Origin of the sequence: Flaviflexus massiliensis, assembly GCF_001375495.1 — a bacterium.
In the GTDB taxonomy this organism is placed as follows: Bacteria; Actinomycetota; Actinomycetes; order Actinomycetales; family Actinomycetaceae; genus Flaviflexus; species Flaviflexus massiliensis.
Map to the genome: position 1 here is coordinate 294,019 of NZ_LN831058.1, position 24,774 is coordinate 318,792.

26 protein-coding genes and 4 tRNA genes are annotated in these 24,774 nt (G+C 58.3%); 12 read left to right on the forward strand and 18 right to left on the reverse strand.

The features are described 5' to 3' along the window. Window positions 1-23: 23 nt before the first annotated feature. On the reverse strand, window positions 24-830 hold the full coding sequence (mshD, locus tag BN1241_RS05200) for a mycothiol synthase (protein WP_054952641.1): 807 nt from the start codon (window positions 828-830) through the stop codon (window positions 24-26). Further along, window positions 830-1,438 carry a hypothetical protein gene (locus BN1241_RS05205; RefSeq protein WP_077138391.1) on the reverse strand — a complete coding sequence of 203 codons (609 nt, stop codon included), beginning with the start codon at window positions 1,436-1,438 and terminating at the stop codon, window positions 830-832. Before BN1241_RS05205 ends, mshD begins: the two co-directional genes overlap by 1 nt. Window positions 1,439-1,557: 119 nt before the next feature. Between BN1241_RS05205 and BN1241_RS05210 the strand changes: the two genes are divergently transcribed. From BN1241_RS05210 to BN1241_RS05225, 4 genes are all read left to right on the forward strand, one after another. Next, a tRNA-Lys gene (locus BN1241_RS05210) sits at window positions 1,558-1,629 on the forward strand. Window positions 1,630-2,217: 588 nt separating this feature from the next. Then, window positions 2,218-2,625: a hypothetical protein gene (locus BN1241_RS05215; RefSeq protein WP_054952643.1), complete on the forward strand. Its 408-nt coding sequence runs from the start codon at window positions 2,218-2,220 to the stop codon at window positions 2,623-2,625. A 168-nt stretch (window positions 2,626-2,793) separates the two neighbouring features. Next, window positions 2,794-3,156: a Cd(II)/Pb(II)-sensing metalloregulatory transcriptional regulator CmtR gene (gene cmtR, locus BN1241_RS05220; protein ID WP_054953811.1), complete on the forward strand. Its 363-nt coding sequence runs from the start codon at window positions 2,794-2,796 to the stop codon at window positions 3,154-3,156. Further along, window positions 3,153-3,752, forward strand: a complete 600-nt coding sequence (locus tag BN1241_RS05225) for a cadmium resistance transporter (RefSeq protein WP_054952644.1) — start codon at window positions 3,153-3,155, stop codon at window positions 3,750-3,752. Before cmtR ends, BN1241_RS05225 begins: the two co-directional genes overlap by 4 nt. 621 nt (window positions 3,753-4,373) lie before the next feature. Here BN1241_RS05225 and BN1241_RS05230 read toward each other — a convergent pair. From BN1241_RS05230 to BN1241_RS05275, 9 genes are all read right to left on the reverse strand, one after another. Then, the gene (locus BN1241_RS05230; RefSeq protein WP_054952645.1) at window positions 4,374-4,769 is read right to left on the reverse strand and encodes a hypothetical protein; all 396 of its coding nucleotides are present in this window, start codon (window positions 4,767-4,769) and stop codon (window positions 4,374-4,376) included. After that, a complete protein-coding gene (locus tag BN1241_RS05235; protein WP_082418222.1) occupies window positions 4,760-5,653 on the reverse strand; it encodes a bifunctional DNA primase/polymerase in 894 nt (297 codons plus the stop codon). Before BN1241_RS05235 ends, BN1241_RS05230 begins: the two co-directional genes overlap by 10 nt. After that, on the reverse strand, window positions 5,653-5,856 hold the full coding sequence (locus tag BN1241_RS05240) for a helix-turn-helix domain-containing protein (RefSeq protein WP_054952647.1): 204 nt from the start codon (window positions 5,854-5,856) through the stop codon (window positions 5,653-5,655). Before BN1241_RS05240 ends, BN1241_RS05235 begins: the two co-directional genes overlap by 1 nt. 651 nt (window positions 5,857-6,507) lie before the next feature. Further along, on the reverse strand, window positions 6,508-7,746 hold the full coding sequence (locus tag BN1241_RS05250) for a tyrosine-type recombinase/integrase (RefSeq protein ID WP_054952649.1): 1,239 nt from the start codon (window positions 7,744-7,746) through the stop codon (window positions 6,508-6,510). 552 nt (window positions 7,747-8,298) lie between these two features. After that, the gene (locus BN1241_RS05255; RefSeq protein ID WP_054952650.1) at window positions 8,299-8,550 is read right to left on the reverse strand and encodes a GlsB/YeaQ/YmgE family stress response membrane protein; all 252 of its coding nucleotides are present in this window, start codon (window positions 8,548-8,550) and stop codon (window positions 8,299-8,301) included. 143 nt (window positions 8,551-8,693) lie between these two features. Beyond that, window positions 8,694-9,527: an EamA family transporter gene (locus BN1241_RS05260; RefSeq protein WP_054952651.1), complete on the reverse strand. Its 834-nt coding sequence runs from the start codon at window positions 9,525-9,527 to the stop codon at window positions 8,694-8,696. Between the two features lie 67 nt (window positions 9,528-9,594). Next, a complete protein-coding gene (locus BN1241_RS05265; RefSeq protein ID WP_054952652.1) occupies window positions 9,595-10,326 on the reverse strand; it encodes an endonuclease/exonuclease/phosphatase family protein in 732 nt (243 codons plus the stop codon). After that, window positions 10,313-10,738 carry a peptide-methionine (R)-S-oxide reductase MsrB gene (gene msrB / locus BN1241_RS05270; protein ID WP_054952653.1) on the reverse strand — a complete coding sequence of 142 codons (426 nt, stop codon included), beginning with the start codon at window positions 10,736-10,738 and terminating at the stop codon, window positions 10,313-10,315. Before msrB ends, BN1241_RS05265 begins: the two co-directional genes overlap by 14 nt. Continuing rightward, on the reverse strand, window positions 10,735-12,447 hold the full coding sequence (locus tag BN1241_RS05275; RefSeq protein WP_054952654.1) for a mechanosensitive ion channel family protein: 1,713 nt from the start codon (window positions 12,445-12,447) through the stop codon (window positions 10,735-10,737). The genes msrB and BN1241_RS05275 overlap by 4 nt, the downstream gene beginning before the upstream one ends. A 169-nt stretch (window positions 12,448-12,616) precedes the next feature. Between BN1241_RS05275 and BN1241_RS05280 the strand changes: the two genes are divergently transcribed. The 5 genes from BN1241_RS05280 (at window position 12,617) to BN1241_RS13245 (ending at window position 13,984) form a co-directional block, all read left to right on the forward strand. Further along, a tRNA-Glu gene (locus BN1241_RS05280) sits at window positions 12,617-12,689 on the forward strand. 24 nt (window positions 12,690-12,713) lie between these two features. Further along, window positions 12,714-12,787 (forward strand) — tRNA-Asp (locus tag BN1241_RS05285). 35 nt (window positions 12,788-12,822) lie between these two features. Then, a tRNA-Phe gene (locus BN1241_RS05290) sits at window positions 12,823-12,895 on the forward strand. 145 nt (window positions 12,896-13,040) lie between these two features. Beyond that, window positions 13,041-13,454: a GNAT family N-acetyltransferase gene (locus BN1241_RS12235; RefSeq protein ID WP_077138289.1), complete on the forward strand. Its 414-nt coding sequence runs from the start codon at window positions 13,041-13,043 to the stop codon at window positions 13,452-13,454. Window positions 13,455-13,615: 161 nt separating this feature from the next. Then, complete coding sequence (locus tag BN1241_RS13245) at window positions 13,616-13,984, forward strand: class I SAM-dependent methyltransferase (RefSeq protein ID WP_230198328.1); 369 nt, start codon at window positions 13,616-13,618, stop codon at window positions 13,982-13,984. A 382-nt stretch (window positions 13,985-14,366) separates the two neighbouring features. On the opposite strand, the gene BN1241_RS05305 is transcribed toward BN1241_RS13245, so the two are convergent. Then, window positions 14,367-18,029, reverse strand: coding sequence for an ExeM/NucH family extracellular endonuclease (locus BN1241_RS05305; protein WP_054952656.1), 3,663 nt, complete (start codon window positions 18,027-18,029; stop codon window positions 14,367-14,369). A gap of 265 nt (window positions 18,030-18,294) precedes the next feature. Between BN1241_RS05305 and BN1241_RS05310 the strand changes: the two genes are divergently transcribed. Then, window positions 18,295-18,765 carry a phage holin family protein gene (locus tag BN1241_RS05310; protein ID WP_230198268.1) on the forward strand — a complete coding sequence of 157 codons (471 nt, stop codon included), beginning with the start codon at window positions 18,295-18,297 and terminating at the stop codon, window positions 18,763-18,765. Beyond that, on the forward strand, window positions 18,762-19,046 hold the full coding sequence (locus BN1241_RS05315) for a DUF3618 domain-containing protein (protein WP_054952657.1): 285 nt from the start codon (window positions 18,762-18,764) through the stop codon (window positions 19,044-19,046). The genes BN1241_RS05310 and BN1241_RS05315 overlap by 4 nt, the downstream gene beginning before the upstream one ends. 100 nt (window positions 19,047-19,146) lie before the next feature. On the opposite strand, the gene BN1241_RS05320 is transcribed toward BN1241_RS05315, so the two are convergent. Next, entirely contained in the window at window positions 19,147-19,335 is a 189-nt protein-coding gene (locus tag BN1241_RS05320) for a BldC family transcriptional regulator (RefSeq protein ID WP_054952658.1), read from the reverse strand. A 158-nt stretch (window positions 19,336-19,493) separates the two neighbouring features. On the opposite strand from BN1241_RS05320, the gene BN1241_RS05325 reads away from it, so the two are divergent. Next, a complete protein-coding gene (locus BN1241_RS05325) occupies window positions 19,494-19,730 on the forward strand; it encodes a DUF3073 domain-containing protein (RefSeq protein WP_390618002.1) in 237 nt (78 codons plus the stop codon). A gap of 147 nt (window positions 19,731-19,877) precedes the next feature. On the opposite strand, the gene BN1241_RS05330 is transcribed toward BN1241_RS05325, so the two are convergent. The 5 genes from BN1241_RS05330 to BN1241_RS12540 all read right to left on the reverse strand — a co-directional run bounded on the left by BN1241_RS05330 (window position 19,878) and on the right by BN1241_RS12540 (window position 24,774). Then, window positions 19,878-20,186 (reverse strand): DUF2283 domain-containing protein, encoded by a 309-nt coding sequence (locus BN1241_RS05330; RefSeq protein WP_054952660.1) that lies wholly within the window; start codon window positions 20,184-20,186, stop codon window positions 19,878-19,880. A gap of 127 nt (window positions 20,187-20,313) precedes the next feature. After that, window positions 20,314-21,387, reverse strand: a complete 1,074-nt coding sequence (gene purM / locus BN1241_RS05335; RefSeq protein ID WP_054952661.1) for a phosphoribosylformylglycinamidine cyclo-ligase — start codon at window positions 21,385-21,387, stop codon at window positions 20,314-20,316. Further along, window positions 21,384-22,853, reverse strand: coding sequence for an amidophosphoribosyltransferase (purF, locus tag BN1241_RS05340; RefSeq protein WP_054952662.1), 1,470 nt, complete (start codon window positions 22,851-22,853; stop codon window positions 21,384-21,386). The genes purM and purF overlap by 4 nt, the downstream gene beginning before the upstream one ends. Beyond that, a complete protein-coding gene (locus BN1241_RS05345) occupies window positions 22,843-24,330 on the reverse strand; it encodes an RNB domain-containing ribonuclease (protein WP_077138291.1) in 1,488 nt (495 codons plus the stop codon). Before BN1241_RS05345 ends, purF begins: the two co-directional genes overlap by 11 nt. Before the next feature lie 9 nt (window positions 24,331-24,339). Beyond that, on the reverse strand, window positions 24,340-24,774 hold the full coding sequence (locus tag BN1241_RS12540) for a hypothetical protein (RefSeq protein WP_054952663.1): 435 nt from the start codon (window positions 24,772-24,774) through the stop codon (window positions 24,340-24,342).

The window sequence follows — 24,774 nt, forward strand, 5'->3', positions numbered from 1 at the left end:
GTTAACTGCACGTGACCGGCACCCTATGATGACATTTCGTATTGGATATCGCTTCGCGCGAGCGAGAATCCGGCCCGCTCGTAGGTGGCCAGAGCCGGAATGTTATCACCCTCAACGTAGAGCATGACGCGGTCGGCACCGCCTTCGGACAGGTCAGCAAGGGTGTGCGCTGTTAACCAACCGCCCAGGCCCCTGCCCTGCCATTCCGGGTCCACACCGAGCACGTAGAGTTCGGCGGGGTCACGCTGGATCCAGTAGTAGCCGACAACCTTCCCGTCAGATTCGGCCAACTGGATTTCCCCACCTGACTTCTCCACATCCTCCGCCACCATCTGCCCCTGCTCCGGGTGGTCCACAAAGGCCCGAGCATTAACGTCCACAAGCGCGTGAACATCGGCTTCCGTGTAGGGGCGCAGAGTGACATCGCTGCGGGATTCGGGACGCGGTGAGCGCAGGAGTTCTTTCGAGAGCTGACGGAGCTCACGAACCGGCTCAAGCCTTGCCTTTCCGGCAAGGGCTGCCGCCACCGGTAGGTTCCCGTGCGACCAGAGCCTCATCGGGTTGACGGTTGATGCCACGTGGGTGACAACGTCGTATCCGATTCCCTGCTGGCGGAAGTCGGGATGTACGGCAAGTTCACTCCCTTCCTTCCCGATGACCGCGAGCGCGATGAGCTTGTCCTCGTAGATTGCGAAGTAGCGGGCGGCACGATCCTCGGCAACGTCCCGGTGGGAGGCCTCACCAAAGGCCTCGACACCATCGTGTTCTTCAACGAGAGCCGCAAATGCCTTGAACTCGGCCATATCGGGCCGGGCGGTTGATACTCGCATCAGTCAAGCCTCCCATCGGCAAAGAGAACGGTCGCTTCGGCCAGTTCACGGGCCGTCACGAGCAGTGCTTCGTTTCGTCTTGTCACCTGGGTGGCAAGGGCGTGGTTATCGGACGCGATCCACACGGCATCCAAGTCTCCAAGGAAGGAGGCAAAGCGCGCAGAGTCGTGAAGAAGACTCTGGAAGTCTCCGGCCCCAATCCCTTCGAAGACCGCGACCCAGCGGGCCCGGATCGAATCAGGGTTTCCGGGGAGAGCATCCTGCTCTTCTCCCTGCATGGCAACCGAGGCAGCGTAGCGGCGAGCAACATCGGATGGTTCGCGGCGGATCCATTCAGCTAGCAGGTAGCCGCGCCACATGGCGCCAGCAAGGGTGTCGGCAGGCGCGCGGACCCAGGCTTCAGCGACGAGGTCAATGCCTTCTGAGGCAATGAGTTCGAGGACTCGTTCTCGCACGTCATCGTCAATATTTTGGCGGCTATCGGTGGGAACAAGGGCTTGAGCCGAGACGTGAGCCAGTTCCGAGCTAAAGGCCGGATCTGGTTCACCCGTCAAGTACTCAACCTGTTCCGGGTCGATTTGGGCGGGGCGCCGTGGACGCTTATTCATGGGGTCCTCCATCAACGAAAACTGTCTTTCCTTATTGTCCCTCATCACACCCTGCAGGTGTAGGACCTTCCTGACCCAATTGAAGTGCTACCATGATTCCTGGCTCATTTTGGAGCCAGGGGCCTCTAGCTCAATGGTAGAGCTCCGGACTTTTAATCCGTAGGTTATGGGTTCGAATCCCATGGGGCCTACCCCGGCTTTCCCCCGGTATTGCAACGATATGCGAGCCGGGGGAATAGCATTTATGAGGCGCGGCGAACGTACGGCGAACAGTGGGAACACTTCGCCTGGCAATCCTCGAGTTGTCCCACCACCCACAACCACGATGACAACCACGATGACAACCGAGCCAACAACCGCAAGCGCAACCGAGACGATCACCAGGAAGCGCCGTAAGCACTAGGCCCTGGGCCACGTCTCCCCCTCCCGACCTCCATCACACAACCGCGGGATAGCAGGTCCTGTTCTACGACCGCCCGGAGGTTTCAATTTCCTGGCCCACTCCCCGACAAGGGATGACCTTTCCTTGTCCTGGCAATGATTAACCGGTTCAGACAGGCCCGTATCCGTAACACTGATTCCAGCCGAGTAGCGCCCCCGGTTTGTCATACCGGTCTGACATACCCGTGAGTGAAAGCCGCACTATGCCGCGGGAGTGTCCAGGAGAGGGCACGCGGGGACCCTCCCCCTCCCTCTCAGATCAGGGCTCTATTTCTGCCTCCGCCGGCTGAAAGAATGGAAGGCGGGAGACGTAAAGGAAACCTATAAGGGCAGGAAACATGTCTCAGACACAACAGAAACTCACCCTCGCGGAGAAGCGGAGGGACGCTCTCCAACTCAGGCTCAGAGGAGCCTCTTACGAGGAGATAGCCCTGGAGCTGGGATACGCAAACAGGTCAGGGCCCTACAAGGCCGTACAGGCCGCTCTGACAGACGTATACCGGGAGGACGCGGAAACCTATCGGGAGTTGCAGATGGAGCGCCTAAACACCGTTACAGGGGCCCTGTTCAACCGTCTGGAGGCGGGAGAGGTCTCAGCAGCGACTCCACTCCTCAAGGCCCTAGAAGCGATGGACCGCTATGCCGGGTTCAACAAGGACACGGCTGGGCATGAAAGGGCGGCGGCTCTCCTAGACGCCCTTATCGTTAATTCCCGTGCCGCTCTGGAGCTTCCTCAACAGCCGTAGCCCTGGCCCCGGGAGGCCCCCTTGCTTGTCTCTGGGACCGCTACGCGTTTAGGCCCTCAAAGGTTGTACGGGTTTCCAGGTTTCTAAGCACACAAACTTCGCCCATGGGACATTTTGCCGTTCCAATAAACTTGAAGTCGCTTCAGTATGTACTGTATAGTTCAGTGCATGCTGACTAATGCTGCTCGTTTAGATATCATGAACCGGTTGGGTCGAGCCATGGCCGATCCCACGCGGTCCCGAATTTTATTAACACTGTTGGAGGGGCCTGAATATCCGGCGGTCCTTGCCCACGATCTGGACCTGACACGGTCTAATGTGTCCAACCACCTGGCCTGTTTGCGAGACTGTGGCATTGTGGTCGGACAGCATCAGGGACGCCAAACCCGCTACGAGATCGCAGACCCACACTTGGCTCAGGCACTGACAGCGTTGGTGGACACGACCCTGGCCGTTGACGTATCTGCCCCTTGCATTGATCCGGTCTGCACTGTTGTCGGTTGTACTCATGATGAGGAGCTCAGCGCGTGATTTCTTCCATCGTGCAGGCAATCGGGCTGTTTATCGCCACCAACATTGATGACATCGTCATCCTGTCGCTGTTCTTCGTGCGAGGCCGGGGACAACCAGGCACCACTCGCCGCATCCTGGTGGGACAATATCTCGGATTCCTGGGCATTTTAGGCGCGGCGGTAGCCGCCGCCTTTGGTGCCCAAGTACTGCTGCCGGAAGAAGCGCTCCCCTACTTCGGTCTGATTCCCCTGGGGCTAGGTCTCTGGGCGGCATGGCAGGCCTGGAAAAATCGCGGCGAAGACGACGATGACGAAGCACAACTGGAAGGCAAACGCGTCTCAGTCTGGACGGTCGCGGCAGTGACCTTCGCCAACGGTGGCGACAATCTCGGCGTCTATGTGCCCGTGTTCGTCAGCGTCAGCTGGGGTGCAGTGCTGGCCTACTGCATCGTCTTCTTAGTACTGGTGGCCGTCCTAGTCTTCCTGGCCAAATGGATCAGCTCCAGAAAACCTATTGCAGAAGCCCTGGAACGATGGGAACACATTCTCTTTCCAGCAGTGCTCATCGGCCTGGGCCTCGTCATCCTCGTCAGCGGCGGAGCCTTCGGACTATAAGCAACCCGCAGTAAAGCCAACCCCACGGAGGCAGAGCGCCAGGCAACGCTTTTTGAACGCTACGCCGAGATGACTAAGTCCTCTTAGCTGCACTCAAGACGGGCCACCATTTCTTTCAGGGCCTCTGCTACTGGCGACAGGTCAGGGGCTTTAGCAAGGTTGATCTCCACCCACTCCAGTTCTCTCCTCGCGACTGCTAGGTCATGGCCATATAGGGCATTGAGGCCGTTGTAGAGACCCTCCCGTTATGCTGCTCCATGCTCTTTATCTTCCCGTGCTCACGGTCATAAGGCGACAGGTTATAACCGGTCTCGCGCGCGTCCCCCCTTGCCTATTTCCCTGGAGGGGAGAGAGGTCACTACCGCCGCCCACCGACCGGCAAGCATGAATATGCGACTTACGAACGCCCTCCCCAAGGATCTCCACGCTGAGGGTAGCTGGGGAGAATACTCTCACCGATTCCTCTCAGTCAGAGGACTCTCCCCGCTCGCGTTGGAATCAACGCAAATCCCATTGATTAGTAATTATGTATTAGAGAGCTAGCAGTACTACTGGTAACGGCTATGGCAGTCATATTGCAACTGGTATAGCTGTCATAGTGCGACTGGTATAGCAGTCGAATCATTCAATGGGCCTCTTTCGTCGGCGCTTCGGACGTGTCGCCATGAACATCGCGAGCGCGTCTCGTCCCGGGTATTTGTAGACGGTAGCCTTGCCCCGCTTGCCCTCACGCAGACGTAACCGTAGACCGGACTTCTCGATCTCCGACACTTTGTCACTGAGGGCAGTGGGACCCAATCCGACGTGCGCCCCGAACTGTACCCGCGTGATGTACACCTCCCCCGGCCATAGTGTCTCCTGGTTAGATACCCGGGGCTTACCCCCGGCATGAGCTTGGGAATCGGGCTCCTGGGACCTGAAAGCAATCTCTTTGATGATGGCCACCTCCGCAACACCCATCACGTCAGGGTATTGCTCGAGCAGTTCATCAACCTCTTTGACATATTTTACGCCCATTGCCGCGAGCCCTTGCGACTGTAACCGGCCCGGGCACTTCGAATAGTTGAATCGACCTCCCGCTCTGGCAGACCGGCCCGAACCGCTGCGCTCGCGAGAGCATGGAACGCTTCGTCTGGTTGATGCTCATTCGCGAATCGCCATGCTGCACGGCTAAGCAGGACATTGCGGTTACCCTCTTGCGCCATGCGCTCGTATGAGGCCACCAAACCGCCCCAGGATCGCGTCGTAGCGCCTAACAGCATCGCGGGCACCCCTGGTACGTCCCGGGGCCTCTCGAGAGCTTGTAGGGCTGCCTGTGGCAGTGTGGCGAGCTCTCCTGTGTGGACCCACCTGTAGGCGTTCCCGCTCGCGTGAGAGCTGGGAGGACAAACGACGTAGGCACCGTGGCCGAGCACGTCGATTCCCTGCCCTGCCAGAGCGGGATCTCTGTCGAATGTCTCCATACCCTTGGGCAACTCGAACCAGAGATGCACTCCCCCGCCCCCGCTCGCAGCTGTCACTGTAGCCGGGAGGGCTCCGCATCGGTCTGCAAGGTCTTTTAGCATCTCCGCAGCCGTCCGGCCCGCGTTCCGGGGATCGAGGTCAACGACAATGACACCGGGAGGGATCGCCACTCCGAGGTTCACCCCGGCCCGATTGCCGAACCAGTCCCGAACCGTATGCACGTCGGTCGTGGCAACGGTTAGGCCTTTACCTCCGGTGAGGTCGAATAGGGGACGCTTGTCAGGGCCTAAGGGTAGTACCGGCCAATTTCCGCACGCGAGAGCAATCGCATGTAATTGCACGGTGAGAGCACGGTCCAGGTGCTTTGTGTCTTTCAGTGATGGTACTTTGATTGTGAGGGCACCCATTCGTGGGTGTCCCGCCCTTTTCTGTGTCATTACCGCTGCACCCCGCCCGCGAGCGCATCGACGGTGAGAGCCTCGAGCGGTATCCGGATAGCTTTACGAATCCGCACATGTGGCAGTTCGCCCGCATAGATCATGTGTCGGATTGTGTCGGGGTGACAGTCGAGCAGAGTTGCTGCGCCCTTAATGGACGTGTACGCGGGTTCGCTCGGATGAATGAGTGTTGACGTTTCCATGAATAAACCTCTGTCGGTTTCATGGGTTTAGGCGCGGTTGACCCTCCCGTCCGTGCACGGGCTCAAATCACATAGGTCAGCTCCTACATGTGACGTTCGCGCCTACGGCGTCGCCAATACACCTATGGTAACACACCGGATCAATACACTGTTGTCTCGCGCGGCGCTTCTATGAGCGATCTAAAATGCGTAGCAACCGTTGGATCGAGATCGAGTGCACCCCGCCCGCTGAGAGTTGGTCTAACACCGGGTGCAGTTCGTTGCTCGAGATGTCGCGTATCCGATACCCGCACGGGCACTCCATCCGGTAAGAGACTTCCCCGGAGTCATGCAAAATCTCATCAACTCGGTGCAATCGAATCGTCACCCGGGTCCCGTCGGCTTGACCGCTCAAGGCCGGGTGTCGCGTATGCAGCATCTCCTGGGTCCCGTCCGCACGGTCGATATAGGCGGGTTGGTTAAACCGGGGAGAGCCGTCGGCGTTGTTCCGGCTATAGGTCCGAGTTGATAAGACCGCCTCATGCATCCAATCCCCATAGCTACGGTGAATAACGAACATTGCGAGCCAGCGCCGTCGCCGTTTGCCGTCCGCGCGTGGTTGATGCCATGGCCGTTTAGCTTCGCATGAGATCGACACCTCTCCGAGAATGTCTAGCCCCATGCGCCCCGCCTCTCATCGAGGGAGGACACACTAGCCTCCCGGTTGTGATTCTTGTACGCCTCATTCATGACCAGCATCGCCCTATCGCGACGCTCCTGGGAGGACCGGGCATAACGCATCGTCATTGAGGCCGTCGCATGTCCCACCGTGGCTTGAATGTCTGGCAATGGCACTCTGGCATCGATAGCGTTCGTCACCATCGTTCGACGTAGATCATGAGGCGATACCGGCCCTATCCCGAGCCGTTCCCCAGCTCGAACCATATTCAGCCGATAGGTTGTCTCCGGGATGTGCTCAGCAGGATTCGTAACCGACCGGAACAATAGGCCCTCATCGCCCGCCCGCTCTTTCAGCTCGAGAACATCACCGGAGATCTGGTCCGGGACAGCGACTACCCGTATAGATTCTTCGGTCTTCGGCACTCCCACAACCTTAGCTTTGCCCTGTCCCGACACTGCACGGACGATTGAGACGTACACGGTGCCCGACACGTCGGCAGTCTGCACGTCCTTACCTCGCAGCTCTCGAGCCTCCCCCGAACGCAACCCACATAGACCAGAGAGCAGAACGAGGGTCCGCAGATAGTCGGGCACTTCGTGGGCAAGCGCATGTAACTGGGCCAAACTTAGGGCCCTTGTCTGTCGTTTCACCACTTGCCGCGTCGGTGTCGGGCTTGCCACCGTGCCGAGCATATTTCTCCGGTACGGATTGACCGGGATCAACTCATCATCGACAGCAGTGTTTAAGATCGTCCGGAACAGCTCAGCTGATTTCTTGCGAGCTCCCGGCGAATTAGGTGCAAGCTCCGCAAGCCACATCCGGATCTCCGGCGTTGTAATCGTCTTGAGCGTAACATCCTCCCACCGGGGAAGCAGGTGTGTCCGTAGATTACTTTCGTACGCGAACCTGGTCGCGGGTGTCAGCTTCCGAGCTATCAACCACCCTTCGGCATATTGACCAAACGACAATGAATCCCGTTTAGATCGCGCTTCCGCCTCGAGGCGCTCGCGGACTAGTTGCTCTGGGGACTTCCACACCCCTCGTTGAATGTCGGTCCGTTGCGCATCCAGCCAGAGCTGGGCCTCCGTCTTCCGCTCGAACGTGTACGGTGCTGGCACCCAATTCCTGGCACCGTTGTCCCTGTAGGGCTTATCCGGGTGAGCGAACCGGGCAACATACTGCCCGCTGGCCGCGCGGTAGATATTTCCGAACCCACGACGATTTGCCATTGCCGATACCTCACCCCGACGAACATCCGGCGAACAAGCGGCGAACAACTACGCCCGTTCCTGTCATATTCCATCATACACGGACCTAGGGACAGACCGCGAATAAACATTGATATCAAGCCACTTACACCGACTTTTCCGCACCATCACAACACTCCACAAATAGCAGATACCATGCTTTCGAATCCCATGGGGCCTACCCCGGCTTACCCCCGGTCTAGCAACACGTTGTTAGACCGGGGGTTCGTTGTTTTTAGTGGATTGCAGCACCCCTGCAGTACTTACCAAAATGCTGTCTTAGCCCCTCTATTTTCCGTTCCGTGCCTACTGCGCACCTAGAAGATTTTTCAATCCGCCACTTCGCTATTTCCTCATCCCCTAATCCAGCAGGCGTTCAATGCCTGGCAACAGATTAGATATGCAGAGATCGAAGAGAGAGGGACAGGGTTTGTGGGGAAATGGTTGAGGGTGCGGCGTAAGCCGCACCCTCAATTGATTCAGTAGTGACCTAGCGCCCTGTTGCGCTAGATGCTGCCAAAGCTCTGTTACGTCTTAGCGCCTGCTGCGGTTGGTAATACCGAGGTAGGCCGAGATAAGAACGATTGCGATGACAACCGAAACGACCCACTTGAGGATGGTTGAATCCGAGCCCATGGGACCCTCAACAAGCCACCAGCCAAGTGCGGCGCCACCGGCACCGAGAATGACAGTCCAGATGACGCCAAGGTTCTGATCGCCCTTCATGACAAGTCGGGCGAGAGCGCCGATAATGGCGCCGACAACAATTGTTCCGATAATACCCATAAGTTATTCCTCCTTTAGTGGAGTCACGCCTTGTAACACCACCGACCATTTAGATTAAGGCATCACAGGGCAAAACGCATGTCATTTGGCCAATTCAGTGAAATATTCACAAAAGCAGTCTATTTCACTAGAATATCTTTACCTTATTGAGGTGAAGTTGTCCCTTTTGGGCGGTAGGTAGCGATAAGGACTGCGATTGAGATGCTCACGAGGCCGGCAAATTCGCCAGCTGATGGGACCTGGGACAACATGACCATTCCGACCACCATGCTCATCGCCGGCAGGATCGAGTTGAGGATCGCGAAGATCGCGGCGGGCACTTCCCGCAGGACCAGCTGATCAATGACGTAGGGAACAACGGAGGACAGGAATGCGACCCCGGCGAGAGTGAGCCAGAAGGACCAATCCGGGGACGCATCAAGCAATTCACCTATGGCGAGAGGGCTGTAGACGATGGCAGCCCCCGCCATGCCAATCGCCAGGCCGTCAACATTTCCTGGCTTGCCCGCAAGCTTGCTCGCCAAGAACATGTAGATCGCCCACGCAACTCCCGCGGCAAGAGCCAAGATAATGCCCGCGGTCACGCCGGGCTTCGTGTAGTCCAGCCCGATCCAGGAAATGAGGAAGACACCAAGGATCGCGAATCCGATGGCGATTGTTGTGCGCCGTGTCCGAGCAAGAGCCGCAAGCACAACGGGGCCGAGGAACTCGAGTGCGACGGCGGTGCCGAGGGGGATCCGTTCAATGGACAAGTAGAACAGGGGATTCATGGCACCGAGTGCAAGACCGAAGCCGAACGCCTGCCACTTGTGCGGGTAAGACCAGGGGCGCCGCCAAAGCAACAGGAATATTGCCGCGAAGAAGATCCTGCCCCATCCCACCCCGATCCCCGACACTGTAACGAACAGCCCGACGGCAATCGAGGCACCGACGTATTGCGAGAGTCCTGACAGGAGGAGGGAGACAACATTCTTCACCCTGCCAGTATGGCCCCGCCTAGGCGGTCAGTGCCTGTTGCTCCCACGTACCGGGAAGCGGAGACTTTCAGGTGAAGGTGATGTCAGCGAGGACGCCGCGATGGTCTGAGAACGCGAACTTGTGAATGGATGAGTGGGATGCTGGGAGAGTGGAGACGAGATAATCCAGTTGGAATCGGGGCGCATCGGCAGGGTAGGTCTTGCCTGTCACGAGGCTCGGCCAAATGGATTCGTTCTTCCGCAGATTGAAGTCCCCACCCAGCACGTACGGGCCCGGCAACGTCTTGAGGAAGGCCTCGACCTGCCTGAGTTGGTCGACACCCACTCCGACGTGCCACGACAGGTGAGTCGTGGCAATCGTCAGGGATGCTCCCCCGGTGTCGAGGACGCCAGCGAGGACCTGGCGGGGCTGATCCATATCCACATGAGCGCCTCGCAGGCGCGCGAGCGACCGGTTTGTTTTGAGGTGGTGACCGTGCCAGGTGGCGGGAAAGCGTGAGGCGATGCCAATTCCCGTCCCGCTGTCACCAATGCTTTTCGCACGGGGGCTGACGAGCGGGAGCACAGTTGCCCACGAGCTCCGGCCCGGCAGGAACGCGTGATGTGGGAGTCCGCAGGCTTCCGCCACCATGCCAACGTGGTCTGCTCGCCCCGAGAAAAGGGAGCCCTTGTCAGCCTCCTGCACAAGGACCACATCCGGTCTCAGGGCAGCAATTTGCTTCAGTCCCTCATCGAACCTGTCGCGGGGTTTGGCCTGCTGAAGGTTGAGAGACAGAACCCGGATACTATCCGTCGACACGTCCCGAACCGTCTTCGGGAGTGAAGGTGAGAGAAACGGAGTTCATGCAGTAGCGGTTACCGGTCGGTGTCTGAGGAGCATCGGGGAAGATGTGGCCCAGGTGGGAATCGCAGTTTGCGCAACGCACCTCTGTGCGCACCATGCCAAGGGAGCGGTCTTCGATGTAGCGGACCGATCCTTCCTTCGATTCGTAGAAGCTCGGCCACCCGCAGTGCGCCTCAAACTTCGTGCCCGCTTCAAAGAGCTCGGCACCGCAGGCCTTGCAGGAGTAGCTGCCGGAACGTTCCTCGTTAAGGAGACGTCCCGTGCCTGGACGTTCGGTCCCGGCTTCGCGAAGGACGTGGTAGGACATGTCATCCAGGCGCTCACGCCAATCCTGATCAGTCAGTGTCAGGAAGTTTGTGTCAGTCATAATCTCTTCTCCTCGGTGCCGCCTGCACCATCAGTAGCGTCTGCGTCCATATTCATCGATTGTTCTGAGTCGGGGCCTGACTCGTGGGTGAGGTGAATGGGTCGCTCCACCGTCTCATCCACCCGATCATCGTCCCGAGCATCCTGCTCATCCGTGTCCGATTCATTATCCCCCACTTCCTGCCTCATGGCAGCCCTCTTTTCTCGTTCAGCGATCGCTTCCTTTCCGGGGCCAGCAAATGCTTTCGCCCGCTCTTCAGCTTCGGGTGATCCGGAGAAAATGGAGGATTCGTGGCCGGAACGCACCTGCGAGGTGGAGACACCCACGGTTGTGGGCGATGCTGCCAGGCTCTCCTCGGGCAGTTCCTGTGGGGATCGTTCCGAGAGTGACCTGCGGAAGGGAAGGTAGTTGGCGGGGAGGACAACCGTTTCCTGTAGATCGACCTTTTCCGGTTCAAACTTTGGTTTGGGCGGTTCCACCGTCTCTTCCGGATCCACAAAGGTCTCCGGGTCCGGGTACTCCCGGATCGCTTCACGCAGCTCCTCGAGCGTGACATTGACATTGCGACTGTAGGGCAGCGCCCTAGGTACGTTCTTCTGCACCCACTTGACCATGTGTTCACGCAGGAAGTTCCGCAGGTCCGTCAGTGTTGCTGAGTCTTCGGCGGAGACAAGGATTGCGATCTTCACTCCCCCGTTTTCTGCGGAGTCCACTTGGAGAACGGCCGTCCGCCGATCCCACAAATCAGTTGTTTGCAGAACTCGGTTCATTTCCGATCGCATCGCGTCAATCGGGACCTGCCAGTCCAGGTCAAAGAAGATTTTGCCCATCATGAGGGCGTCGCGGCGAGTCCAGTTCTCAAACGTTTCGGAGGTGAGCTTCCCTGAGGGAACGATGATGCGTCGCCCATCCCAGACCTTGAGGACCACGTAAGTGAGCGTGATTTCTTCAACCACGCAATACTCGCCATCCATGATGACTATGTCGTCGACTCGGAGCGAGTCGGAGAACGCGACCTGCAGGCCGGCAAACACGTTGCCAAGCGTGGATTGCGCCGCCAAACCAGCAATCACGGAGATGATACCGGCGGAGGCGATGATGGAGGCTCCGGCTGCTCTCGCTGTCGGGAACGTGATGAGAACACCGGCAAGACCCAGCGTCCACACAACAACGACAAGAACTCGGCGCACAATCTGGAACTGGGTCTGAATTCGCTTCGCACGTTTCGCCCCGGTCCGTTCCACATGTCGCACCACGGACGCTTCGAAACCCACGACGATGCTGGCAATAAACCAGGTGCCCGCAAGAATCACGAGGATCATGCCGGCGTGGAAGAGCGGATGCCGCCATCCCGGCTCGATCTCCCCCTCTGTCACTTCCGTCCGCCACGTGAACGCAATCCAGGCGCCCACGGTTCCCATCAGCACAAGGAACGGACGCCTCGTTGGCCCAAGAGAAGGCTCCACGATCGGGTGTCGCCGTGCCAGCATCGTCGCCACAACCTGCAGCAGAACCGCTACTAGCACGCCAACAGCAATGCCCACCAGCACCGCGAAGACTACGTTGACGATGTCGAACGTGACGTTAACGGCCTGCTCGACGTTCTCCTCCAGGGTCAAGTCATCGGTGGGCTCTTCGGTGGGCTCATCCACAGGCGCCGCAGGATCGGTCACTCGCGCTAGAAGCCCAGCAATCAGGATCGAGTTCATGACCCCCAGCCTAGTTCCCGAGAGCCCCAACCTCGACACCCTCCCCCACCCGCTTTTCAGCGTGAGTAAGGACACGCCAAACGGTTTTGCATTCCCCTCCTGTTTCTAGGTACGCTGATCTAGCTCGAGGAGATGAGGTAACGAAGCTCCAACAGCACCAGAAGCACTGGCCCCGATCGTCTAGCGGCCCAGGACCCCGCCCTTTCACGGCGGTAACACGGGTTCGAATCCCGTTCGGGGTACGACTTAAGTCGTCTACGCTTCCTGGCCCTGTAGCGCAGTTGGTTAGCGCGCCGCCCTGTCACGGCGGAGGTCGCGGGTTCAAGTCCCGTCAGGGTCGCAGATTGCCCGGCTATGCCGGGCAATCTTACATAAGCCTCTGTAGCTCAGTTGGTAGAGCGTTCGACTGAAAATCGAAAGGTCATCGGATCGACGCCGATCGGAGGCACAAGCAATCCCCGGTTCAGCCGGGGATTTTTGTTTTCCCAGAACCTGAGCTCAACCAGTCTCCGCCTGCCAGAAGGTTCATTCCATCTCAGGTTCCTGCGCTTGAAGCCACTCCCCGTCATCCCCTGCGCACGTATACTGCGACCGTGACCACCAGTATCGATATTGTTTCCTTTCGCCCTGAGCATGCCGAGTCAGTCGCTGCACTGTGCAGGGGTGAAGGGTGGTCAAGCTATTCGGATCCTGAAGTTGCGAAAAAGGGATGCTTGGCACCAGGTGCGATCACCCTGGTGGCAGTGGATTCATCAAATGGCATGACTGCTGGTTTTGCTATGGCATTGACGGACGGGATTGCTCAGGCCTATCTCGCCCAGCTCATCATTCACCCGGATTTTCGTAGGCGGGGGCTTGCTCGGCGCCTTGTGGAGGAGATCCATGCCCGCACGGGAGTGCCGCGGCTTGACCTGTTAACCGATGACGCTCAGGCCTTCTATGACACGTTTGAGGGAGAGGCTAAGCCGGGTTATCGGATCTATCCTTCCCGGGAGAAGAGATCATGACGGACTGGATGGCAGACAATCGCGCGCACTGGGATGATCGGGCACGCCTCCACGAGGCAGCCGGCTAGGGGATTGACAAGCTCACGCCCGATTCGGCCTACCTGACCCCTGAAGCCAGAGTCGGCATTGACAGGCTCGGTGACCTCTCGGGCAAGAACGTCATTCACCTCCAATGCCACCTCGGAACCGACACGATCAGCCTTTCCCGGCTGGGAGCCAGCCGGGTGGTCGGTGTTGACCTGTCCCCTGAGTCTCTACGTAGGGCCAGCAGAATCGCCGGCAGAACAAGTACCGACATCGAGTTCATCGAGGCAAATGTCTACGATGCCCGAGAAGCGGTCGAAGGCGACTTCGATGTTGTCTACACGTCCCTTGGCGTGCTGTGCTGGTTGCCGGACGTGAGTGCGTGGGCGCGGGTCGTGGCTTCTCTTCTGAAGCACGGTGATCACTTCCTGATCCGGGACGATCACCCGATGTTCATGACCATCGACGACGACGTGAGCGATGGTTTGAGGATCACCCAACCCTAATTCCAGCAGACCTCCCCTCTCACGTGGCAGGAGGAGGACAGTTACGTCACCAGCCCGCACGCCCCAGGATTCAGCACCCCACCAACCACCAGTGGAACCACTCGGTTGGTGAGATCCTGACGGGGCTGCTCGATGCCGGGCTGATGATCGACTCGTTTGAGGAAACAGACTTTGCTTCCTGGTGTCCCTGGCCTGAACTCATGGTGCGTGATGGTGATGTCTATCGCCTGCGCGGCAGCCCTGAGCGGCCCCCCTGCAGTTCGTTCTCACAGCGCACAAGCCCTCCCCCCCCCCACGTCTTCGTACTAGACCACGAAGACTCACACGTCTTGGCAAAAGAGATTGGCCCCGACAGTGTCGGGGCCAATCATCGTTGTAGTTCTTAGATGACGCGGTTCACGGCAGGAGTATCGACTCCGTCGCCGTCCCAGTCACCGATGAGAACGTTGTCAGACTTGCGTCCGTAACCAACCGTGCTGTCGGCGTTTCCGCCGGTCAGCGAGTTGTTGATGTGGAAGACGTTGCCACGGCGGAGCGAAACGGTGTCCACTCCATCGCCATCAAAGTCACCAGCGAATGCGACATCCGTGCTACGACCGTAGTTGTAGGAGGTCGTTGCATTTCCGCCACGCAGGTTGTTGTTGATGTGGAAGGTGTTGCCACGGCGAACAGCGATCGTATCGACGTCGTCACCGTTCCAGTCACCAACGAGAACCTCATCGGTGTCGCGACCGTACTTGAACGAGATCTCAGCGTTTCCGCCCTTGAGCGTGTTGTTGAGGAAGAACTCGTGTCCGCGGCGAACACCGAAGGTGTCCTTGCCGTCACCGTTCCAGTCACCAACGAGAACCTCATCGGTGTCGCGACCGAAGTTGAAGGAAGTATCGGCCTTTCCGCCCTTCAGTTCGTTGTTGACGAAGATGGTGTTGCCACGGCGAACAGCAAGCGTGTCCTTGCCGTCACCGTTCCAGTCACCAACGAGAACCTCGTCACCGCGACGTCCGTACGCGAAGGCGATCTCGTGAGTCGTGGAATCCCAGTTGTTTGCAATGAGGAAGATGTTGCCAGATTCGGGGATCGGATCAGGCTTTACCGGCTCTTCGGGAGCAACGTACTTGAAGTTCCACGAAGAGGTTGCGCCCTCGGCGAGGACGTAACCATCAGCTGCGCGAGCAGTCACCGTAGTATCAGCTTCAATCGCAACATCACCAGTCACGACCTCATCACCAATCAGGTACTCAACACCCTCAACCACCGGAATGGTAATCGTGTTATCGGCAAACGTCGGAGCCACAGGCGTGACCTCAACAACCGGAGCAACATACTCGAAGTCCCACGACGCAGTTGCACCCTCAGCAAGGACATAACCATCAGCCGCGCGAGCAGTCACCGTTGTATCAGCTTCAATCGCAACATCACCAGTCACGACCTCATCACCAATCAGGTACTCAACACCCTCAACCACCGGAATGGTAATCGTGTTATCGGCGAAGGTTGGTGCTTCGGGGGTTACCTCGGTGGCCACTTCGTCTTCGAATCCGGGGATGTCGAGTCCGACCTTGATCGGGTCGTGGTCAGAGGAACGGAAGGGGGTTCCGGGCTCAAACAGTTCGGCTGCGTTGTAGTTGTAGCGCGAGTATTCGAGAGCGATGGCTTCAACGGAGTTGATATTCCAGACAGCGGTATCAACAACCCAGTTGTGAGCATCAGAGCTAGCGAAGATGTGGTCGAGAGAACCGACGTTCTTGCTGAAGCTGTAGGTGTAGTAGTGAGTATCATCCTGCTCGCTCTTTTCACGGAGGAGGTTGACGTAGCCATCAGCTTCGAAGACCCGGAGGGGATCTTCGGCGCTGTAGGAGTTGAAGTCACCCACGAGGAAGACTGCCATGTCACCGTACTCTGCCTCAGCAAAGTCGAGTAGAGCATTGGCCTGGCGGACGCGGTCGGGGTTGGCATTGCCCTGACCGGTACCATCATCGGTGCCCGAGCCCTTCGACTTGAAGTGGTTGGTGATGGTGGCGAATTCTTCGCCGACCGGTTCACCGTTCGAGTCAAGCGCTTGCCAGGACTGGCCAAGAGGCTCACGTGCGTTATTGAAGGCGCTGGATCCGATGAGGATCTTGGATTCACCGGTCGGGGTCACTTCGTCTACCTGGTAGATGAAGGCGAGGCGAATAACGTCCTCGTCCGAGAGGGAGGGCAGCCGCGAGGGAGACTCGGCGTACGCCCACTTTTCGAAGCCAGCATCGTCGTTCAGTGCGTTGACGAGGGTCTCCACTGCGAGGTCACGATCATCACCGAACTTGGCTGAGTTCTCGATCTCTTCAAGACCGACGATGGAGGAGTCGAGTTCCTGGATGGCGGCAACGATCTTGCCTTCCTGGTTCTCGAAAGCTTCCTGAGTGAAGGCACCACGAACGTTGCAGCCATTAGCGGCAATCGGATTGCCCTGACGGTCGGTGTATGCGCGGCATCCCCGCTCGTCTGCACCCAGGTTCACAAAGTAGTTGAGAACGTTGAAGGTTGAAATGGTCACGTCACCGTCAACAACAGGAGCAACCTCAACGTCGGCACGGGTGTCTTCGAACACTGCGAAGTCATCGTTGGCTGCGGTGACCTGCTCGGTCGGTTGCAGCTTCCAAAGGTCATTGCGGTAGTCGAGAACAACCGGGTCGGCGAAGTCAACAGAAGCACCAACGCGAACCGGAACATCCAAGTTCAGGTACGGGATCGGAGTGTTCTTTGCGGTGTTATTGGTCATGTAGTTCCAGGACGAGCCGTCGTCGAGAACCAGCATCGACGCTGCATTCTCCGCCGCGAGAGCATCGTGCTCTGCCTTTTCTGTCACCGGGTTGTAAATGTCGGTGGGGGTGGCGAGCGGAGCATCACCAATAGCGAGTGCAACTTCGGCGTACTGGTTGGTGCTGTACGTGTCCGTCACCGTCAGATCAACCGCATTGGGGTCAAGAATCATGCCCTCAAAACGCTCACGCTGAGCATCGGTTGCAAGATCTTGAGCCGTGACAGCCACGGGAACGGGAGCCGTCACCTCATCATCCAGCTTTGTCACGGTTGGCCCGGTGAGCTGAGTCAAGTTGTAAAACTCGTCCGCGGTGCCGGTGACCTCAACGTAGTCACCAACCTCGGCAGTAAAGTTGCCGTTAGCCATGTAGACGAAGATGCCGTGCGAAGCATTGCCAATCTCGGTGCCAGTTCCTGCTGTCTGCAGGTAGAAACCGTTGAAGCCACCGGTCTTGTACGCAGCGGTAACAACACCGTTGGTGGTCACCTTTTGTCCACGCAGCGGAGTGGCAGATCCCGTGCCCTGAATCTCGGCAATCGGGGTAATGGCTTCAGGATCAGTCGGTTCTCCTGGCTCACCGGGCCCCTCCGGATCCGTACCGGTACCACCGGAGTTCTGCGGAGTTACCCACGTACTCAACGTGAAGTCAACGGAGTTATTGTCGGTATCTACTCCGTCGGTACGGTTGATCGAGCCTGGCTCCCTATTTCCGCCGGTATATGCGGCAGCCGAGGTCTCAAACTTATTGGAGGTCCCAAATCCCACAAAGTCAACGAAACGGGGATCACCTGCGAGGTCTCCAGCGCCCACACCGGTCATAGCACTGGTTCCGTCAACAAGCGCAATCGCCCCATTCGTTCCGCCCGGGCTTAGGCTTGATGTTAAGTCAGGCTCTGGCAGCTCGGCACCTACAGAACCATTTGATCCACCCTGCACTAGGAAGTATCCTCCGGCAGCAATTTCATGGCCGGTCAGGTCGGTCGTATTCGTTCCACCTGTGCCATTGGCAGAGAAGTACTGCAGCGACATGCCATCCAGGCTGATGGCCTTATCGGTGGGATTGTAGAGTTCGATGAACTTGTTCTTGTAGGGCTGGTTCTCAGAACCACCGCGTGCGTAGACCTCGTTGATAACGACATCGCTACCGTCGGGAGCTGCTTGGGCGGGCAACGCCCACATCGGCGTCAAGACCAGTGCACACGCACCGATCTGAGCCGTTCTCTTTTTGATTTGAAATTTCACTTATTTACCTATGTTCCATGCAGTGAAGACAAGAAAAGATGCTGGTAGGCATCTGTCCCAAGAGTGCCACACAGGCGAGCAAATTGTGCCATATGTAACCTTTTGGCTCCCTAAAAGACATCTTCCATTCACCAGTCCACCCTCCCCATTCCCGACGGCACGCTAGGCATTTCGGCTGTGACCACGCTTTTCAGTACGCACTGACGAGCGGTTCGCGATAGAGTGATGGGGATAAAATGATGAGTTCATCGGAAGGAGATGAACGGTGACAGAATCCGGACATCCGAACCAGGGACCTGCAGTGCCCAATGACCTGGGTGGTTCAAGCCTCCCTCCGGAAAGCGAGAAGGACGCACCCCGTTCTATTGGCGAACTTGTCGCGGGCGTAACAGAGCGCTTCTCGCGCCTCATCCGCGACGAAATCGAACTGGCCAAGGTACAGGCACAGGCTAAGGCAACGAAACTTGCTGGTGGCATCGTATTCTTTGCGATCGCCGGTGTGCTTGCCCTGTACGCACTGGGCATACTGTTCCTCGCCGCGATTTGGGGTATTGCCAACGCTCTACCCCTGTGGCTTTCAGCCCTGATCGTGGGCGTGGTTATTCTCCTGATTGTTGGCATCCTTGCACTCCTCGGGGTGAAGAAATTGAAGGCGTCCAACGAGCACGTCATCGATCCCAAGTCGGGCATCGTCAACGACATTGAGGCAGCCAAGAAGGGACTGAGCAAGGAATGAGCGAATCGGCACCCAAGCGTAGCGCCGCAGATATTGAAGCTGATCTGCAGCGCACCCGCGAAGAACTGACCAAGACCGTCAACGAACTGTCGGACCGGTTGAATCCCAAGACGAACGCGAAGGCCGCAGCCGATCAGGCAAAGCTTAAGGCCAACGAATTCGTTGCTTCGGCACGTGGCGTGGCTGACGACGCTGGTCGTGGGGAACCCTCCGCCATCGGCATCCTCGCAGCAGCGGCCGCAACCGTAGCCCTTGCTGGCTACCTGATGTTTAAGAAGTAAATACTTAATCCTGAGCCACGTCGTGGCTGAGAACGTGATTGAGGGGCGCTGGTGCGCCCCTCAATCTTTTGTGATCGCGACGGTCCGTTGAGCTTGTGGCTCACCGAGCAGTCGTCGCATCAAGGAGTTTCTCGACCTCGTCCTTGCGAAAGCGACGGTGCCCACCAAGGGTACGGATCGATGATAATTTTCCTGCGTTAGCCCATCTCGTCACGGTCTTCGGGTCGACGTGAAATAGCGCAGCGACCTGCGATGGGGTTAGCAGATCCTGTTCGGACTGTGTTTGCATGTGTCCTCCTCGGACTCGCGGACGCTATGTCCAGATTCTCAGGAAAAGTTGACCAATTTCGGGGCCCAAGGTCCCGAATTCCGGAATTGCTTACCGTCGCGTAGAATAATGGGTGCCATCGTTGTACCTTTGAGGCACAACATCATTGACCGATCTAGTTGAGGGGGGTCGACGCCATGGGGCGCGGCCGTCAAAAGGCCAAGCAACGCAAAGTTGCACGCACGCTGAAGTACTCCAGCCCAGAAACGGATTACCGGGCGCTGGAGCGAGAACTCATGTCCAAGGCAGACGAGGACTACGGTGAGTACGACGACTCGGAAGACTATGACGATCAGTACTCAGAATATGAGGATTATTACGCCGGCGAGGATGAGGACGAGGAAGACGAGTCCTGACCTCGACGGTTACTAGTCCTATAGCTAATAAGGGGCGCGGCATCAGCCACGCCCCTTAGCCTTTCATCTCGAGCTCTTTTCCAACAGCAAGTGCCCTGTATTTAACTGAGGCCGGGCACTACTCCGAACCACTAAGCGGTGGCAAGGTCAATGCTGGATCAGGTCCTTGCGTTGAAATGAAATCGCTGTGTTTCGTCCCTGAAATTGCCGAACAATGATCCCAGGGAAATCAAGCTCCTTCAGCTCGGTTAGGACTCCAGAATCAATATGGAATTCTTGTTCGAGGTCGTGTATTGGAATCGGCTGATCGAGTGCGAGAAGTTCAATGCCTCGTACCCTGTCGAATCTGTCTAGGTCGACATAAACCCAATCATTAAGTTCTCTGGTCTCGACAATAGTTTCGCTACTGAGCTCAATGTAGGCAACATCAGAAATGTTATCGATAGATAGCTTCATCGCTCGTACCTCCCTATTCTCAAGATTGTCACAACAGTATAAGAGCCAGGTGGCAAATGGGTAGGGGGCAGACTAGTTGGTCTGCCCCAGAGCTACATAGTTACTGCTTAGTTATTGACGTAACTCTCTAGAGTCCGGTGTAGTTGCCGGTCAGGCGGACAGCTCCCCCATCAACACCCTTCGCGCCACGGACGGCGTCCCCACCATCATCCACAACAACCCTGCCGGCCTCCCAGGCGGGGATTCCAGCGGCGTTTGTGGCTTGAATGGTGGCATCGGCGTGCTCGGCAGGGACGATGGCGAGCATGCCCACACCGAGGTTGAGGGTGCCTTCCAGATCTTCCGTGGGCACCCCACCAAGATCCTTGATCACCTTGAAGACCGGGGGAACATCCCAACGGGAGACCTCTGCGAGGAGCCCCTTGGGCATGACACGTGCCAGGTTTGCTGCGAGTCCGCCACCGGTCACATGACAGTAGGCACGCACGCGGTCAGCAAGATCGAGGCAGACATTCGTGTAGAGCCTCGTGGGAATCAGCAGTTCCTCACCGATGGTCTTCCCCAAATCGTCAACCTGCTTCTCGTATCCCCAGCCAGCGACTTCAAGGACCTTACGGACAAGGGAGTAGCCGTTGGAGTGGATTCCGGAGGAGGCCATGGCGATGACGACATCGCCTTCGCGTACCCGTTCGGGGCCGAGAACAGCATCCGCTTCCACAACACCCGTCACTGCCCCTGCGACATCATATTCGTCTTCACCGAGGAGTCCTGGGTGTTCGGCGGTTTCACCGCCAAGGAGCGGGGTGTTGATGCTGGCGCAGGCGGTGGCAATGCCACGCACGATGTCGGCAATTCTTTCGGGTACGACCTTGCCGCAGGCAATGTAGTCGGTCATGAGCAGCGGCTTTGCACCGACCACGACGATATCGTCGACGACCATGCCAACCAGGTCCTGGCCGATGGTGTCGTGAATGTCGAGGGCCTGTGCGATCGCCACCTTGGTGCCCACGCCATCCGTCGAGGTGGCGAGCAGCGGCTTCTTGTATGCGAGTAGCTCGCTAGCATCCAGGAGCCCCGCGAAGCCACCCACGCCACCAACGACATTGGTGCTGTGGGTGTTGGTGATTGCGGACTTCATGAGTTCGACGGCGCGGTCTCCGGCCTGGGTGTCGACTCCGGCCTGCGAATAGGTGATCTTCACTTGTCTTCCTCCACTGCTGGGTCCAGCCCGGCCGCATAGCGGGAATGGTCGACCGGGATCGGATACTTTCCAGAGAAGCAGGCGGTGCACAGCTTTGACTCGGGAATGGTTGTTGCTTCGATCATGCCTTCGGGTGAGATGAAGCCGAGGCTGTCCGCCCCGATCGATTGGCAGATCTCATCAATATTGAGGCCAGAGGCAATGAGCTCTGCTCTTGTGGCGAAGTCGATGCCGAAGTAGCAGGGCCACTGGACGGGCGGGGACGAGATCCTGACGTGGATCTCGGAGGCTCCGGCTTCGCGGAGCATGCGGACGAGCGCGCGCTGGGTGTTGCCTCGGACAATCGAGTCGTCGACGACAACGATGCGCTTACCTGCAATCACTTCCCGCAGCGGGTTGAGCTTGAGGCGGATACCGAGCTGCCGCATGGTCTGCGTGGGTTGAATAAAGGTGCGTCCCACGTAAGCGTTCTTCACCAGACCCTGGGCGTAGGTGATCCCTGATTCCTGGGCGTAACCGATTGCCGCGGGGGTTCCCGAGTCGGGTGTGGCGATGACAATGTCTGCTTCGACCGGGTGTTCGCGAGCGAGCACCCGCCCCATTTCGTTACGGGAGGCATTCACGCTCCTGCCCGCGATCGTGGTATCCGGTCGTGCCAGGTACACGTATTCGAAGATACAGCCGTTCGGTGTGGCTTCCTTGAAATGGATGGAACGGGGCCCATTTTCGTTGATGATGAGGAGCTCACCAGGTTCGATTTCGCGAACGAAGGTGGCACCAACGATATCGAGGGCGGCGGTTTCGGAGGCAACAACCCAGCCTGCCGAGAGCCTGCCAAGGACGAGGGGGCGGAAGCCGTGCGGGTCCCTGGCGGCATAGAGCGTTGTTTCGTCCATGAACGCCAGTGAGAAGGCGCCCTTGAGGGTGGGGAGGATGCCGAGCGCGGCTTCCTCGAGCGAGTCGTATCCATCGGCGCCGCCCAGTAGCGCGGTGATGACCGCAGTGTCCGTGGAGGATCCGCGACCGAGTTCGCCAGTCAGGTCCTTGTGGGACTTCCGCTGCACGATTTTCATGAGCGCCTGGGTGTTGATCAGGTTGCCGTTGTGCCCGAGTGCGATCGTTCCGAAGGGGGTAGGACCCAGGGTGGGTTGAGCGTTTTGCCAGTGCGAGCGGCCGGTGGTGCCGTATCGGACATGACCGACGGCGATATGACCATTGAGTGGTTTCAGGTGGTCTTCGTTAAAGACCTGCGAAACGAGACCCATATCCTTGTAGACGAGGATCTGTTTGCCGTTCGAGGTGGCGATGCCGGCGGATTCCTGTCCGCGGTGCTGGAGGGCGTAGAGCCCGAAATAGGTGAGGCTTGCAACATCCTCACCGGGGGCCCACACTCCGAATACACCGCACTCGTCCTGGGCCTTATCCTCAGGGTCGAGTACCGTCGTGAGCCGACCATCACTTTGCATGTTTTCCCTTTACGCGCTCAAACTTCGGGCCCTCGGGTGACACGCTGACGAGTCGCACGAGGACGCTCTTGCCCACGGGCAGGTTCTTTCCGGTCACGACCGCTTCCACGGCCGGGTTCCGGAGCATGACACTGCCACGGCTCTTACTCGATTCGTCATCTTTCTTTGCCACTTCAACGACGACACCTCTGAAGGTCTCGCCTTCCCGCCCAGCCAGGATAAGTCCTTCGAGGGCATTAATGGCGCCGCGTTCATATTGTGAAGCACGCTGGTTGGCTTTCGCCATGGTCTTGGGCAGTCCCGGGAGGGCTTCCATCACCCAGCCTGGGATCTCTTCACCCGCGCACAGGCACCGGCACACCTCCAGCGCGTAGCGGTCGACGAGGCGGCGGAGCGGGGCCGTGACGTGAGCATACGCGGAGGCAATTGCAGCATGTTCGGCGTATGGCTTCTCGGTCCCTTCCCTATCCCACTTCCCCTCAACACCGAGCGGCAGGTAAGAGGCACCGCGGAAGAGACCGGCCGCTTCATTCAGGAAGGCAGCATGTCCCGGGTCTCGTGAATCAAGAGAACGCACATAGTCCGCATATTCCACATCCTCGGGCCAGTCCAGTTCGAGGGCGACAGCGACCTGGCGCAGGCGCACATAGTCCTTTTCCTTCGCGGGAGGCAGGGTCCGCAGGATTCCCACCCCCGCGTTCAGCATCATGCGTGCAGCTGCCATGCCCGTCAGGAGGGACAGTTGAGCATTCCACTCATCCACGTCCGTCACTCCCCGGTAACTCAGCTGGTAGCCGCCGTTCGTGGGCTCAATCAACTGTTCGGGCAAGTCGAGGGAGATGCCGCCGCGATCAATCTCGCGCTGAATGCGTTTCTTTCCGATCTCGGAGAGCAACTCCGTTAGGTCCGGTGGGACCTCATCCGGCATCTCCCCCTCCCCCTCGTACCATCTCTGAACCTGCTCGTAGGTGAGTTGGGCACGGGAACGTACCTGTGCGAGCTCCACCCAGGAATGCCTCAGCCCACCATCGGCATTCAGGTGCAGGTACCAGAGATAGGCTGGTCGGTCTTCGTTCTCGAGTAGCGAGGCAGCCCCGGCCGAGAGTTCCCTCGGGTGGAGGGGGATCGATCCATCGGGACCGTAGTAGGTGACACCGCGCGCGTGCACCTCCTGATCGAGGATCCCGCCGGGTTTCACGAAAAGACCAACGGCACTGATCGCGTAGCGCACCAGGTAGCCATCGCCCTCACGGGACAGGTGCATAGCCTGATCGAGGTCGCTTGCGCCGGGCGGGTCGATCGTGACAAACGGAATGTCGCGCCGGTCCGGATACACCGAGATAGCAACCGGAGCGATGTCTGCTACGGCTTCCTTCGGATAGTCGGTGGGGATCGCCAGTTTCTCTCGCAACGCGACAAGCGCGTTCGTTACTTCATCGGGTTGCGCCACATTGACGCGAACAATTCGCTGAGCCACCTTTTCAGGCTAGTCGATGTTGGGCGAATTCTTGAGAGATTTCTGATCCAGAAGCAAAGCGGTCACCGCACCGAGCACGGCTCCTGCCGGAACGGTCAGCAGTAGCATCGCCGCTGTCACGTCACCGATCGCGTAAACGCCTTCCGCTGGGCCGAATTGGATGATGAGCAGACCAACGATTGCACCGAGGATCGCGCCGATGAACATAAACCTGCCGTACTTCGGTGCGCGCCTCGGGTTCGTCACGTAGATCTCTTCCGATTCCTCAACCGAATCATCCTGCATGGACTCTCCCGCCTGTCCGGCTGCGATGGTTGGGTCAGGATCCTGGCAGAGCTCGGTTTGTGCCGCTTCGCCTGCCTGCACGGGTTGCTGAGGTGGCACGGGTGGCTCAAGCGGTTCTTCTGGCTTGCGCTGTTCGTGCTGCTCAGGCTGGTGATCCAT